The organism is Nitrospinaceae bacterium, assembly GCA_018669005.1.
Lineage (GTDB): Bacteria > UBA8248 > UBA8248 > UBA8248 > UBA8248 > UBA8248.
The window spans coordinates 32,045-45,588 of record JABJAL010000094.1; the positions used below are offsets into that span (position 1 = coordinate 32,045).

General features: G+C 52.7%; 13 protein-coding genes. 1 reads left to right on the forward strand and 12 read right to left on the reverse strand.

Going from position 1 to position 13,544, the window contains the following annotated elements; translation table 11 throughout:
- Positions 1-104 precede the first annotated feature (104 nt).
- Positions 105-1,187 (forward strand): Gfo/Idh/MocA family oxidoreductase, encoded by a 1,083-nt coding sequence (locus HOJ95_14975; GenBank protein MBT6396000.1) that lies wholly within the window; start codon positions 105-107, stop codon positions 1,185-1,187.
- 88 nt (positions 1,188-1,275) lie between these two features.
- Here HOJ95_14975 and HOJ95_14980 read toward each other — a convergent pair whose 3' ends face one another.
- From HOJ95_14980 to HOJ95_15035, 12 genes are all read right to left on the reverse strand, one after another.
- The gene (locus tag HOJ95_14980) at positions 1,276-2,853 is read right to left on the reverse strand and encodes a 4Fe-4S binding protein (GenBank protein MBT6396001.1); all 1,578 of its coding nucleotides are present in this window, start codon (positions 2,851-2,853) and stop codon (positions 1,276-1,278) included.
- Positions 2,850-3,554 carry a molecular chaperone TorD family protein gene (locus tag HOJ95_14985; GenBank protein MBT6396002.1) on the reverse strand — a complete coding sequence of 235 codons (705 nt, stop codon included), beginning with the start codon at positions 3,552-3,554 and terminating at the stop codon, positions 2,850-2,852. Before HOJ95_14985 ends, HOJ95_14980 begins: the two co-directional genes overlap by 4 nt.
- 1 nt (position 3,555) lies before the next feature.
- Positions 3,556-3,765 carry a hypothetical protein gene (locus HOJ95_14990; protein ID MBT6396003.1) on the reverse strand — a complete coding sequence of 70 codons (210 nt, stop codon included), beginning with the start codon at positions 3,763-3,765 and terminating at the stop codon, positions 3,556-3,558.
- A complete protein-coding gene (gene nrfD, locus HOJ95_14995; protein MBT6396004.1) occupies positions 3,765-5,060 on the reverse strand; it encodes a polysulfide reductase NrfD in 1,296 nt (431 codons plus the stop codon). The genes HOJ95_14990 and nrfD overlap by 1 nt, the downstream gene beginning before the upstream one ends.
- 3 nt (positions 5,061-5,063) lie before the next feature.
- Positions 5,064-5,813 (reverse strand): 4Fe-4S dicluster domain-containing protein, encoded by a 750-nt coding sequence (locus tag HOJ95_15000; protein ID MBT6396005.1) that lies wholly within the window; start codon positions 5,811-5,813, stop codon positions 5,064-5,066.
- A gap of 14 nt (positions 5,814-5,827) precedes the next feature.
- On the reverse strand, positions 5,828-8,392 hold the full coding sequence (locus HOJ95_15005; GenBank protein ID MBT6396006.1) for a molybdopterin-dependent oxidoreductase: 2,565 nt from the start codon (positions 8,390-8,392) through the stop codon (positions 5,828-5,830).
- Positions 8,389-8,853 carry an Rrf2 family transcriptional regulator gene (locus HOJ95_15010; GenBank protein ID MBT6396007.1) on the reverse strand — a complete coding sequence of 155 codons (465 nt, stop codon included), beginning with the start codon at positions 8,851-8,853 and terminating at the stop codon, positions 8,389-8,391. Before HOJ95_15010 ends, HOJ95_15005 begins: the two co-directional genes overlap by 4 nt.
- Before the next feature lie 231 nt (positions 8,854-9,084).
- On the reverse strand, positions 9,085-9,687 hold the full coding sequence (locus HOJ95_15015) for a 4Fe-4S dicluster domain-containing protein (GenBank protein ID MBT6396008.1): 603 nt from the start codon (positions 9,685-9,687) through the stop codon (positions 9,085-9,087).
- A gap of 13 nt (positions 9,688-9,700) precedes the next feature.
- Positions 9,701-10,381, reverse strand: coding sequence for a 4Fe-4S dicluster domain-containing protein (locus HOJ95_15020; protein MBT6396009.1), 681 nt, complete (start codon positions 10,379-10,381; stop codon positions 9,701-9,703).
- Entirely contained in the window at positions 10,369-11,367 is a 999-nt protein-coding gene (locus HOJ95_15025; protein MBT6396010.1) for a 4Fe-4S binding protein, read from the reverse strand. The genes HOJ95_15020 and HOJ95_15025 overlap by 13 nt, the downstream gene beginning before the upstream one ends.
- The gene (locus tag HOJ95_15030; GenBank protein MBT6396011.1) at positions 11,348-12,886 is read right to left on the reverse strand and encodes a 4Fe-4S binding protein; all 1,539 of its coding nucleotides are present in this window, start codon (positions 12,884-12,886) and stop codon (positions 11,348-11,350) included. The genes HOJ95_15025 and HOJ95_15030 overlap by 20 nt, the downstream gene beginning before the upstream one ends.
- A gap of 4 nt (positions 12,887-12,890) precedes the next feature.
- The gene (locus tag HOJ95_15035; GenBank protein MBT6396012.1) at positions 12,891-13,487 is read right to left on the reverse strand and encodes a 4Fe-4S binding protein; all 597 of its coding nucleotides are present in this window, start codon (positions 13,485-13,487) and stop codon (positions 12,891-12,893) included.
- Between the last annotated feature and the right edge of the window lie 57 nt (positions 13,488-13,544).

Here is a 13,544-nt window from a genome sequence, read left to right on the forward strand (position 1 = left end):
ATAGATACACCGAGACGGACCTTCTTTACGGTTGTGTTGTTTTAATTCCTTTCCCCTGAAGGGTACCGCCAAGTTTGATGTTATTGCACAGGAGGGCATGAAACATGGAAAAGAAAGAAATCGGGGTCGCCGTAATCGGATCGGGCCGCATCGGAACGCTTCGCGCCAATATGGCCTCACGCCACCCATCGGTTCGATTTCTCGCTATTTCGGATAAAGAACCTGAGCGCGCAGATTTGCTCGCCGAAAGTGTCGCGGCACATCTCTCCTCGGGAGACAACTACGAAATCATCTCGCATCCCGAGGTGGACACCGTCATCGTATCAACGCCTGAGCACGATCATGCCGAATCCATCATTCAGGCCCTGGAATTGGGCAAGCCCGTTTTTGTTGAAAAACCCTTAACACTGACCTTGGAGGATGCAGACAAGGTCGTAGAAGCGGTGGAAAGAACTGGGGTCGAGCTTCGGATCGGATACTCCAGGCGCCATGACCGCCGCTGGATGCTGGCCCGGGAGCAGGTCGCCCAAGGACGCCTTGGTCAGATCCTGGGAATCAATTCGCGCATTTATTCCTCAAGGGCACAAATCGCCGAGCCACTTAAGCGCTCACCAACCGCAACGCCAGTCACCGACGTTCTTACCTACTATGTGGACATGGCATGTTGGTTTTTAGAAGGCATCCGCCCGGTAGAGGTGTTCGCCAGGGGGAACGCGAAAATTTTTAAGTCATGGGGCTACTCTGCCGACGACGTTACATGGTCCATCATTACTTTCGAGGATGGCACTGTCGTAAACCTCGGTGTGTGTTGCGCTCTTCCCGCGAAATATCCCACCTACGGGCAAAGCGCTCGCTTCGAGATTCTTGGAGAGGATGGGGCCATCCTTCTGGATATAGACAACAAGGATAGTTTATTGTTCACAGATAAAGGCGTGCCACACGCTTATGTTCCTGATCACAGCGTGAACTTGCTCTTTATGCAGAGCAACTCATCTGGCGACTGGGCCATGGGGGAATTTTGGGGACCCATCGCAAACGAAACACGCTCCTGGCTCGACCACCTGGCGACCGGCTCTCCTTGCGTTCACACAACTGCTCAAGAGGGGCGCCAGACACTGGCCGTCACACTTGCCATCGAAGAATCCGCAAAGACAGGAAAAATAATAACTCTGCCTTCTCCTAACTAAATTACTAAGGCAGAACGTATATACCCGCTAATTATTCATACCTACTACTATTTCCTATTTCTGGTGGCTGAAATATTCCAGGAAAGAGTTAAAACATTGTCTTTCGGCAATCAAGACAATATTTGCTCAAGGCACTAAGTGCGGGATGATCTTCAAGAATACCGCCAATTCGATCCAGCATGGCCTTGGGAGCAACCGGCTCGCCACAATTTTCGCATCGCGGTGCGGTATCCCTGAAAAGAAGTTTGCTTTCCTGAGTCAGCGCCATGAAATCCGTCTTTTTTTCAAGCGCCATAATGTTTTCAGGGCAAACATTAAGACACCCTGCACAGGCTACACATGATAGCGAACTAAATTTGAGGGAAATCCCTGTCTCGTCCGGTTCAAGTTTCAAAGCATCAGCAGGGCAGGCGTTGACACATGCGCCACATAGCGTGCAACCGTCTAGAACTTCGATGACCCCATTTGGAGAATGAGTATGAGTGAGCACCATTTCTGGCGAGAAATTTTGCTGGGCCGCCATTTTGAGACAAGCTTTACCATTCCCTGCGGGTGAAAAATCAATATTGGCGAGAGACGCCGATGTGCCATTTGTTCCGTTTGTTGAGGCAACCAAAATATCCCCGTTGGAGGGGACAAAGTCCTCGAGTTCTTCAAGCCCAAAGAGCCGAACAGAATCTTCGGACAACCCTATTTTTTTCATCAGAGTTCGACAATAATCGACCCGCCCTTCGAGTCCCTCCCTATCTCCGTACTTACACTCATCCGCTCGGCAGGGGAGCAATCCCACCGCTGTGGCCCCTCGGCTTAGACTTTGAAGAATCCACGAGGGCGTAACCATGCCGAGGCACGGCACCTCAACCGGGAGCCAGCCAGCCGGAAAATTAGCGTTCCCTTCTCCGCCTTGGTGCAGTTGGGTAGCAAGTGCCCCACAAAGGAACATTATCCCATGTTGGACGCTAGGCAGATTCGCCCCACCCAGTAAAACGCCGGCCTGCGCTTCAAACTGCGATAATGAAGCTCCAGGGAATTCAAACGCCCCTCGGGGGCACAACGAAACGCAAGCTCCGCAACCGGTACACTTGCCCTTACTCAAAATCATCTGTCCGTTTTCGACTGAAAGCGCCTTGTGCGGGCACTCGGAGGAGCAAACGCGACACCCTTCATCGGCAGCACATAAAGATTCCTTGATTGAAGGAACAATTTCGTAGCGAACAGGAGGAAGCGTAAACAGAGAGCGTCTACTTCGCTTCTCTTCCCAAGGCACGATCATTTTTTCATTATCAGGGCGGCTTCGGGACAGGGCGTTAAGTTTCGCGATGGCGGCCTCGATGAGAAGCCCTGCCCTGGATGTCGCATTAGGCTGTTGATTATGATGGGTGCATAACTCACCCAGAAAGACGATCTCTACTGCCGAAGGATCGGCACCTAATTTTCTAAGTCGAGCATAAAATTCGACGTCACGAAAAGAAGAATCACATACACCGAGGATATAACGCTCATCTCTTTGAGCGATACCCTCAAGCCACTGGTCGGGATGATCACATGAGAGCGGAGAGAGACGAACTTTGGCCTTGGGATGTCGTCTTTTTAGCCCTGCCGCGAGATCGGAGAGATCCAGCCCCTCTCCTGCGTGTTCCAAATCACGGCAAAGAAAAATCATCATGACTTCACTTCCTCTTTGAAATTACCGAGCAAAGTAACAATGAGGTCTTTCTCGTGGGCCACAAACACCTCGACGGCGTTCGCCGCAACGGCATACAGTTCTCTTCCTCGCCTCTTAAAGAGCCCTTCAGCGAAAGCAGAAATCCATCGACCGGTATGATTTTCAAGAAAATCAATTTGACGGCGGAGAATTTTGGCTCCAACAATCGAATCCTCTCGCGCCCAGGCCTCGGCCTCAAGACCACATAGGGCGCTGAGGAATTCGAGTTGTACACTGGCATGGTCGGGCGTCTGATGGAGAGAGCCATCAACCACTAAACCGACCTCAGCATAGAGCCCGTCCAACTCTCCCATCAACAAAGCGATGTCTTCTCTTTTACCCCACGAGGACTCACAAGGAGAGCATCCCTCCGCCGGGTCCGCCATCATCAAATCCTTCGTGTATATTTCACCGAGAGACTCTCGCTCTGCCTCACCTACTTCACTCATCGCCGAAAGGAATTCTTCCCAATCCCCCCAGAAGGCGAAAGACTTCAATGACGAAGTTTCATCAGACAATGCCTCTGCGATGGGAGGATAAGCCGCCAGCCATTCTTCGTCGGGGTATTGAAATGCAGCGGCGAGGTACCGGTAAACTCCCTGCCGCAGAAGGGCCAGATCCTCAAGCGGTAATGCTTCATCATCGGCTCGAGGATCTGGCAAGTTATTTCTCTTCCGGCATAAGCTCATAAACCACCGCTGAAATGAAGACCAGCATCACTCCCAAAACAAAGTAACCCGCCGCGAATGGCACTACTGGATTACTGAAAGACGGGTTCGTGGGCGTACCAAGCGGAGCCGCCCAGTAGAGATAACTAACCGCCTGAAGCGCAAATCCTACGATGATTAACGAGAGTGTCCAAATTTTTCGCATTACATCTCCCCTTTCCCGGCATCAGCAACTTCCATGATAGGAAAGACCTTGACGAAAAGAATGTATAGAAACGCCCCTAATCCGAGGAGGCCCAGAATGACGCTCACTTCAACCCAACTCGGGGTGTACTGCCCTGTCCCGTACGGCAGCAGCGTTCCGTGCGTCTGTGACGGCACGACGATCAGATACCGTTTGCCGATTGCAGCGACGTTGACCAAAACACCCGAGAGCACCGCCACACCAATGGTGTATTTCCCCTGTGCAAACTGAGTGAAAAGGAGAACAGCAGGAACGAGAAGCGCCACCACCGACAGCCAGAACACCCCGGCGTATCTACCCGAAAGCAATGCCATGGATATCTTCCCCTCGTGGGATGAGGAGGCATAAGAAACGGTGAGCCATTCTACCACCATAAAATAGGTATACAAAAGAATGAGCACCATGAGGATATTTCCCAACCACTTGAATACCTCCATGCTGATCTTGTCTGTTTCCGAGGTAAACACGCGAAACAATGCTGCCAGGATTATGAGATGCCCGATTCCCGATACACCGCCCAAGATGACAAACCCGGGCGCTTGAAGGGCACTGTGCCAGCCTGGTCGTCCGCCCTGGAGTCCGAACACGGCCCCCAAGGTCGAAGTGGCCACAACCAGCAGGGGTAGAAGAGCCACCGCCAACCAAAAGGTTGACTGCTCATGGCGCCGCCTCTCGAGCGGCGTGTCTTTATATCCCGCGGCCCAAAACTGATAGAACCCTTTAAGAGCGCCCGTGGCCTGCTCGGCGCAAATAGCAGCATCCTTCCTGCCATTCAGATAGAAATAAACCAAGCTCGCGAAAAAATAGCCCGAAATTACGATGGTGAATGTTCCGAAGAACGGGGACATCGGTCGCCCGTAGAGCGGAAGATATAAAATCGCCCGTAGAGGCTTACCAACGTCTGACATAATCGTAAGGGCACCGAGGATTAGCGCAATAATTGTCATAAGCTCGGCTATTCGCGTGATAGGCTTTAGCACCTTCAGATCAAAGAGGCGAACTATCGCCGAGATAGTAATACCCGCGAAACTCACACCCATAAAATAGACAAGAAAAGCCACATAGAGCCCCCAGGTCGCTCCTCCCATGAGCCCGATATTGCGAAGCCCGGTGACTACCTCTCCATGTATAGCCTGTTGTGAATAGGCGTAAATTCCTAAGAGCACAAACATCAGAGAAAGACCCAGAAAAGCCACAGATCCTCCACTCCACCTACCAACGCCATAGGATAGGCCGTTACTCGTTCTAGCAGCCATGATTTAGGCCCTCCCTTTTATTTTAGCATCCACTTTTTCGATTTCCCTGACTTTCGAGTTCGGCGGTGTTCCACCCACGTAGTACACACGAGGCTTGGTTCCAGCCTCTTCGAGCAACCGGAAATTTTCATTATTTTGGAGAGTCCGGGAAACATCACTCATAAGATCATCCAAGTCCCCGAACTGAATCGCGAACGTTGGGCACTCATCCGCACAAGCGGGAAGCTTTCCCTTTTCCACAAGCTGAGGACAGAAGGTGCACTTTTCAATAACACCTTTCGAGTGCCCGCCACCGGCGATTTTTCTTTTCCCCTTCCCGTATCCCGCCTGAAGATCGGGGTTTGCGTACGGAGGACTCGCTCCCTGGGTGGCTTTTTGCGCTTCGGGTCCTCTCCAATCGAGATACTGTCCTTTCGTCGGATCCTGCCAGTTGAAGTTATTAACGCCGTAGGGACAAGCTACCTCGCAGTAGCGGCAACCGATGCAGCGGTCGCTGTCCGTCGCCACAAGACCGTTCTCTTGTTTGAATCGCGCTCCGACGGGGCACACTTTCACGCAAGGGGCGTTATCACAGTGCATGCACGGTCGCGGCATGAACCAGGTTTTTGTTCTTGGATACTCATCTTCCTCAAATCTAAAAACATGCATCCAAAAACTTCCTTGCGGAGTGTTGTTTTCCACCTTGCACGCGACCATGCAGGCTCGGCACCCCGTGCATTTGTCCAAATTGATTACCATTCCTAAACGTGCCATTGGGCTTTACCTCCTCAAGCCTTGAATACCTGGACTTTCACCTGGAAGGACTGGTCGGCGGTGTGAGACACATAGCCTTCCCCGGTAAAAAAGAGTTCATTGGAATTAGGTCCATGTCCTTGACCCCAAGGATGAACCCACTTGCCGTAGTGGTGCGGCATCCCTACGGTGCCGGGATGCATTCCCTCGCAATATTGGGCGCGTGCTTCTACCTTTCGCGTCTCACCAGTCACTGCATTGTGGGATTCCACCGACACCATATCGCCATCCTTGATCCCTTTCGCCTGGGCCACCTTTGGATTGATGTCAATCCGCTGCTCTGGGGCTAATTCCTTGAGGAGCGGAATCATGGTTGATCGGGCCTGTTTGAACTCAATGAGCTTGTAGCTGATGAGCGTCAAGTCGTACTTCGCGGGCGATAGATCCATGGTGAGCGGGCGCCAGTTCGGAAGCGCGGTGTAGTCCTGCCAGTAGATTTTCTTCGCCCCCTTGGCCTTCATGTCTTCCTGAATCCGTTGGAGCGATTCGCCGTAGAGACGGTGACGCATGCCCTTGAACGGCGGATTCTGGGCATAGCCATAGTATTTTTTGGCCTTGACCGGACCTTTGATGAGCACACCGTGTTTCTCGAAATAACTAACTCCCTCTTTAATCCCAGACGACTTCGCCCAGCGATCAAATACTTCGCGCTCGGTAGGCTTCCTGTCCAGGGGCAGCTTGTGGTCGCCCTTGATTTTGAGCGCCTTGTTGACCTGGGCGAGATAGCCCTTCTTGCCGTGGAGAATGCCCGCCTTCTCGCACAGATCCATATAAATCTGAATATCACCTCGGCTATCGTAAAGCGGTTTCATCGGTGGAACTCTCAACGTAATGGCATCGGTGTACTGATCGGTTGCGCCAATAGGTCCTTCGTATTTTTCAATGGTGGCCGCCGGAAGAACCACATCGGCGAACAAACTTGCCGTCTCATTGAGGAAGGGGTCGATAATCGCGACAAACTTAAATTTTTTATACGACTCAATGAAATCGGGTGTTGAGCAGAACGACCCCAATGGATTCGCCATGTGGATGAGCAGCACCTCGGGGGTGTAGTCCACCTCATACTTTTTGGGATCGAGCATCACCTTGGCAACGATGCCAGAGAGATTGCTGTTGATCGGATAGAACTTCGAGTCCTTGAGGTAAATGTTGTAAGGGCCGTCCTTGACCTTGGCCTTGTCGAGTTTTTTCCAGTTCTTGTGGGGTTTGAACTTCCAGTCGGTCCGCACCCCGCCGACCGCCTCGATGGCGCCCAGGAGCATGAAGACCATCATCATCGAGCGGATGGTCTGGAAGCCGAGTTCGGTCTGGCACATGTGGTAGGCCATGACAGAAACAGGACGATGGGGAAGCGTCACACCATCCACGACAATGGTGCTGCCAATCATAGCATTCTTACCTAGGTCGTCGGCTATCTTGCGGATGTTAGCCGCTGGAACCTCGCAGATTTTCTCGGCCCACTCGGGAGTGGATTTGGCCGCATGCTCCTTGTATAGCTGATAGCCTGTTTTCACCTTGACGCCGCCGGCATCGAACTCGCCTTCAAGAGCAGGCTTAACACCCTCGGCGTCGAACGCCTTGGGTTTTCCCTCAACCGTGTCCCAGACCTGCTCCTTTTTGTCCACGATGAGGAATCTTCCATCTTCCTTCACGAGGAAGGGAGAGTTGGTGTGATTAACGAGATATTCCTTGTCGATATGGCCCCGCTCGATCAATCTATTTGAGAGCGCGAGGGCGAGCACCATGTCGGTTCCCGGCTTGATGGGCACCCACTCATCGGCAAAATGGCCCGCCGGGCGCGAGCGCGGATCAATGGAAATCATTTTCATCCCGCGCTCTTTAGCCTTGGTGAGTTGCTGAGGCCACGTCAGCCAGCAGGTTTTGTTTCCCCCGGCATTTGTGACGTTCCATCCCCAGGCCAAGAGGTAGTTACAATGGCGAAAATCAGGATGGAGGACACCGTGAAGACCAGTTGTGTATTCGGCGGCCCTGTAGCCGGCATCTGAGCAATATGCCCCGTGATGAAGCTTGGTAGCTCCCGACGCTTTTACAAAAGCGGTGTCATAAAACTTCTTGGCCTTGCTGCGACCTTTTTGCCAGATGAGCAGCCTTTTATCTTTTTTGCGCACTTCCTTGATTTTATTTCCGGTAAGGGTCAAGGCCTCGTCCCAAGAAGCTTTTCGAAATTTCCCGGGAACCCCTTTCCCGTTGGTTCTAATCAGGGGGGTTTTCACCCGGTTGGGGTCGTAGACCGCCTGTATCTGTGCGACACCCTTCGGGCAAAGCGTCCCTTTATTCTTGGGATGGTCAGGATTACCCTTGAACTTTACAATACGGCCATTCACCTTTTTTGCGAGCATTCCGCAGTCCTGCTTGCCTATCCAACATGTTGTCGGCACCCACTCCTCCTTCACCCCGGCGCCCGCACCACTCGCTCCCTCAACCAGCGTTTTCGGCCCCCCAGTGAGGAGCGAAGCTAATGCTCCTCCTCCGGCGACACCCGCTGATCCTTTAAGAAATGTCCTGCGTTTCATCTTCATTTCAATCCTCCTGTCATTTCAGATGACGAACGATGATAAAATTGCTCTTTCATGGGAACGCATCCTCTAAAATCTATAAATTCAGAAAGTTTTCTCGCTCGAAGTTCAGTCTCGATTCGCTCTCGCTCTTCTTTCCAAAAATCATGAATTGGACAACTTCCATCACACTGGTCCCAGCCAAGTAGGCATTTCCCAATCCAATCTGCTCCCTCGACGGCCTCTACTATTTCACTCAAGGTGATTTCCTCGGCCGGGCGGGCGAGCAACAGACCTCCCGTGTAACCGCGTTTGGTCTTGACTAGTTTTTTCTCGGCAAGTGTTTGAATAATTTTCGACAAGTAAGATCTAGAAATTCCAGTGCAACTCGCGACATCACGAACGCTAATCAAACGGCCACTCAGGCTTTCCAAACAGCTCATCGCAGCAACAGCGTAGCCAGTTGTTTTAGATAGCATAAGCATTTGATATCACTCTTCTTATCCGAAGTGGCGATGCTCACAAATAACCCGGGAGGGCTTTTAAGACTATTTACTCTTATATAATTGGCTTTGAATACCTGCCTGTCAACAATTTTTAAGGTATCTGGGTATTTAATTGTAGATTTGATCGATCTCGTGAAAAAAAGTGCCTTTTTTCGAAGCTATTATCAGATACGACTTGATATGGGGTAGGCCATTAGTTTATTGCTCCAACTATATTTCGACTTTCATCACCTGGATAGCAGCAGGATGGGCAGGACAAAAATATTCACAAACACCGCAACCGACGCAATTATCAGTTACTACAGGACCATGACCAGACGCTGACTTTTCAATCCGAATCGCATCTGAGCCTACTGGACAGCGGTCCGCACAGTAGTTACATCCCGGGTCAATTCCGGCCCAAGACCAGCAGGCACTGGCTTCGACACGGGCCAGGCCGATTCGAATTTCCCGGCGAGGGATTTGAGTGAGCGCACCGCTCTGGCATGCTGCCATGCACGCCAATTCATCGCACAAAACGCAGGCCGCCTCACTCGGCTCAATAATCGGCGTATAGCGGCCAGGGTCATCTTTCCGAGGAACAAGTTTAATGGCATTGGCCGGGCAGACCTCGGCACAAGAACCTACGCCGCAACATAATTCGAGAAACTCATTCTCCAGCGCAGCGCCCGGTGGGCGAAGGTAAGGAACGGCAGAGGTTTGTTCAACGATGCGCTCCTCTCTTGCACCCTCGGCAAACGCACGCAACAGTGCCCTCGGTCCTTCTTTAAAAAAAGCCTTACGATCAATTAGCTTATCAGGTGAAATAGCCATCAATCATTCCCCATCAAGCAAGCTTACGTGCTGGCCGCTCTACTGTGTTAGGTGGCAGAACATGAATCGCCTTGGTGGGCACCGGGCACACTTCCTCGCATAGCCCACAACCTACACACTTCTCAGCAATCACCTCAGGCTTGAGTAGCCCCCGCTGAATGATAGCTTCTCCTTTCATAGGGCATATCGTGAAACAAGCCTCGCAGCGTCCCCGGTGAATATGAGGCAGGCAGGTTCGTTTGTCGAGAATTGCGATTCCCATACGAACTTCACCGGCCTGAGATTCATCGAGGGGCGCAATCGCTCCAGTCGGGCACACCTTCGTGCAACGCATACAAAGTATACAACCACGCTTGCCTGGAAAAATTACTGGTGTCACCGAAGCCAGCCCAACGCTTTGAGTAAATCGAATCGCCTTAACCGGACAAACCTCGCCGCAAAGATAACAACCCGTGCAACGCTTTCTGAATAAGCCCTCCTCCACCGCACCGGGTGGCCTGAGCGGGCCGCTCACATAAACGGCGAAAGGATTTTCCTCGGCCAGCTTTTTCCGCAAAGGTTGGTGAGCGCGTGCACGCATCAACCACGAGACACCGCCAACGGCCAACGCCGACACCACCCAGCCGATTTTTCGCAAAAAAGTACGCCGAGCCTGCTTCGATCCCTTCGGCGTTTTTTTTCTCAAAGAGGGCATCGGGCGGCCTCTCTCTTTTCCGTGGACGACTCCGCCGCTTCGCTCCCAGCCCGCCTCCGAAGCTCCGGCTCAAAGCGAAACACCAGCGCATCTACCGCGCACACTCGAACGCATTCGAGGCATGAAGTGCATTCAATGCCCGTCGCGTCCGTCATCGGCGAGAGTCCAAACGCGCAGACCTGGTTGCAGTCCCCGCAATCATCGCAGGCCGACTTGTTGCGCTGGATGGAAACGCGCCGAAAGTAGCCGAGCAGCGAGTAAAGCCCACCGCCCGGACAAAGGTACCGGCACCAGAGCCGCCTCGAGAGAAAAATTTCTGCAAGCGCCAATGCGATGAGAAATAAAAATCCCGCCCCGAGGGAGCCGAAAAAGATCAGTTCGAATAACTGCCTACCAAGAACTGCTGGTGGATAAATCAGGGGGAAAATTTGCGCTCCGAGCCCAAGCGTTGACACCACACCAAACCCGAGAACAGCGTACTTCATCGTGCGTTTTAGACGAAAATTGCGAACCGGCACCCCGAACCGGGTAAGTAGACTGCGGAGACTGTCTCCCATCTCAAGAAGGAAATGAACCGGGCACAACCAGCCGCAGAACACGCGCCCGAGCAGGGCCGTCAGTACGAGAAACGGCAATGCGGCCAGCAGAATTTTGCCCACTCCGCCGCCAGCCACTAATGCACCTAGCGCGTTCAACGGATCAATAACAAAATAACCGCCAATGCTCATCGCCCAGGGGCTTCCGGCGAAGTACCCCGAAAGAGGTTGGGCGCTTCTCGGCCTCTCCCCTATGAGGGCTTCCATCTCGTTAATAAAAAAAGTAGGAACCGCGCCCCCGCCTCTGATTCGCCTAGAATTAAGCGAATATTCAGGAGGGCCGTAAAGAGAACGGGTGTGCACCCCCACGTCATAAAGTGCGAGGGCTGGCGCCACGATCAGAGAAAGGAAAACAAGCGTCTGAGTTGTTTTACGAACCAGATGCCACATGCGTTTCTTCCGGCCTGCGGAAATTGATTCGCCGCCTGCGATTGAGAAAGAACAGAGTAGCCAACAAAACGGCACCAACGGAAACCACGTAAGGGATAAATGAGGAGGACTTCCCTTCAACATCCACTGCCACCTCTCCTCGTATATCCCCCACCGCCAATCGAAGTATATATCGCCCCGGCCCAGAAACTTTCTGGCGAATTCGATAGGCCGCTTCCTCAAAGGGCTTTGCGTGCTCGAAATTCACGATCCGCTTGCCTCCTTTCCAGAGTTCAATTGAAAGCGGCCCCGCATAACTCTGGAGAGTCTTCGCGTTCATCAAGCCAATGTAGAACTGGACATCGTCGGGAGTATCTGAGCGCTCCCTACGCAAACCCTCGAAGAAGTAACTGACGACGACAACGTCATAGTTGCCGATATGCGCTCGCGTCTCTTTGGTTGGTATCTGTGGATAGCTCTCTGCGTAACCATAGTGCGGCTGAGAGCGCATGTGATGGGCCGCCGCTGGTGAAACTGCCAACGTAGCGAACACCGCCATAAGCCCGCCCACGATTAGAAACGTAAATCGCCTAAGCGCAGGAATAATTTCCTCGTAGCCGCCTCGCTTTGTCCGCACTGGAGCAAGGCTTAGCAATTCCTCCGGACAGACGGATAAACAAATACCACAGTTGAGACACTCGGCCTGCGCTATGGGCTCAGCCGGATTTAGCGCCATCGGACATGCCCCAGTGCAGGCCGTGCAGCCTGTCCGGCAAGCCAGAAGCGCTTTTCTCAGCCGAAGTGGCGCAAGGGCCCCAATGAAGCCGAGGACGGCTCCTGTCGGACAAAGTGATCGGCACCAAATACGGCGAGACAAAAAAAGCTCTGCAAAGATAATCACGGCGAGTACCGAAGCTCCGGCAGTCAGAGTTCCAAAGAAGATAAGCGAAAAAATATCACGCCCAATTTGAACGTGGGGCAGAAGCTGCGCCCAAAGAGCAATATCCATCACAACCGACACTGAAACTCCTCCCAGGAAAAGAACCCATTTCAGCCACCGGGGGGCAGCCCAATCCAAAGTCTTCAGCCCCAGTCGCGGTAGAAGCCTGCTACGAAGCAGATCAATCCCTTCAAGAAGTGTATTGATCGGGCAAATCCACCCACAGAAAACCCGCCCCAGCAATACTGCGATTACCAGGACCAACACGCTTGCTCCGAGAAGAGTCGCCCATGCATCCCGAGAGCGCATAAAAGTTTCAACAGCGATTACAGGGTCAAGAAAACTAATCCCAAAAAAAGAAAATGAGCCAAACCCACCGACAATATCATTTGATCTTGAGGGGAGATCAGGAATCCAAACAGCCACAACAGAGAATATTTGGTAAAGCACCTGCTCGAAAGGTGTGCCCATTAACGAGATACTATGGAAGGCGTTTTTTCCATACTGCTGATAGAGAACCCCGCCGTAGTTCAAGGCGATGACAGCGATAAGAAACCCAATCGCCCCAAGCTGAAATACTCGCCTCGGCCATCTGGGCATAATCTCAGGCCTCCACCGGAACGATGCGTATGGCCTGGGGAATATGAATGCACGCTCGCTCGCAGAGTCCGCATCCCACACAAGCATCCGTCACGATGGGCTGCTCATAAAGACCAGTCATCATCGCGACACCTGGGAACGGGCAAGCCCGGATACACACGCCGCATGTTCGTTTCTGATAGGAATAGCACATCGACTTATCGACAACGGCGCGGCCCATCTTGACCTGCGTTTGAACGGAATAATCGTCAGCCGATATCGGCTCAAGCGCGCCCGTGGGACAAACTTGTGTGCACTTCATGCAGAGCATGCAGGCCTGCTCGCGTGGAGCGATACGCGGAGTATTGAGGTTCCGAATACCGAACGAGAGGCCCGACATCCTGATGGCCGTGTTGGGGCAAACGGCGGCGCACCGTGCGCACCTGATGCAGCGCTTGAGAAACTCCTTCTCGGGAAGCGCGCCTGGCGGTCTGAGCAGCGGGCGAACACGCGCCGCCACCTTAGCAATAGCCCGGCCACTAGCCGTGCCAAGAAGTACCGCCACACCCAACGCTGAGGCACCCGCTTTCAAAAATGCCCGTCTGTCAAACCGAAACGCCATCTGCCAACTCCAACAAAACGGGCCCGGGGAGACACGATCTACTCCCCGGGCCCTACA

Bases quoted from the DNA above. Each gene is read 5' to 3' on its own strand.
- HOJ95_14975 (MBT6396000.1), top strand. From the start codon at position 105: ATGGAAAAGAAAGAAATCGGGGTCGCCGTAATCGGATCGGGCCGCATC.
- HOJ95_14980 (MBT6396001.1), bottom strand. From the start codon at position 2,853: ATGATGATTTTTCTTTGCCGTGATTTGGAACACGCAGGAGAGGGGCTG.
- HOJ95_14990 (MBT6396003.1), bottom strand. From the start codon at position 3,765: ATGCGAAAAATTTGGACACTCTCGTTAATCATCGTAGGATTTGCGCTT.
- nrfD (MBT6396004.1), bottom strand. From the start codon at position 5,060: ATGGCTGCTAGAACGAGTAACGGCCTATCCTATGGCGTTGGTAGGTGG.
- HOJ95_15000 (MBT6396005.1), bottom strand. From the start codon at position 5,813: ATGGCACGTTTAGGAATGGTAATCAATTTGGACAAATGCACGGGGTGC.
- HOJ95_15005 (MBT6396006.1), bottom strand. From the start codon at position 8,392: ATGAAGATGAAACGCAGGACATTTCTTAAAGGATCAGCGGGTGTCGCC.
- HOJ95_15010 (MBT6396007.1), bottom strand. From the start codon at position 8,853: ATGCTTATGCTATCTAAAACAACTGGCTACGCTGTTGCTGCGATGAGC.
- HOJ95_15015 (MBT6396008.1), bottom strand. From the start codon at position 9,687: ATGGCTATTTCACCTGATAAGCTAATTGATCGTAAGGCTTTTTTTAAA.
- HOJ95_15020 (MBT6396009.1), bottom strand. From the start codon at position 10,381: ATGCCCTCTTTGAGAAAAAAAACGCCGAAGGGATCGAAGCAGGCTCGG.
- HOJ95_15025 (MBT6396010.1), bottom strand. From the start codon at position 11,367: ATGTGGCATCTGGTTCGTAAAACAACTCAGACGCTTGTTTTCCTTTCT.
- HOJ95_15030 (MBT6396011.1), bottom strand. From the start codon at position 12,886: ATGCCCAGATGGCCGAGGCGAGTATTTCAGCTTGGGGCGATTGGGTTT.
- HOJ95_15035 (MBT6396012.1), bottom strand. From the start codon at position 13,487: ATGGCGTTTCGGTTTGACAGACGGGCATTTTTGAAAGCGGGTGCCTCA.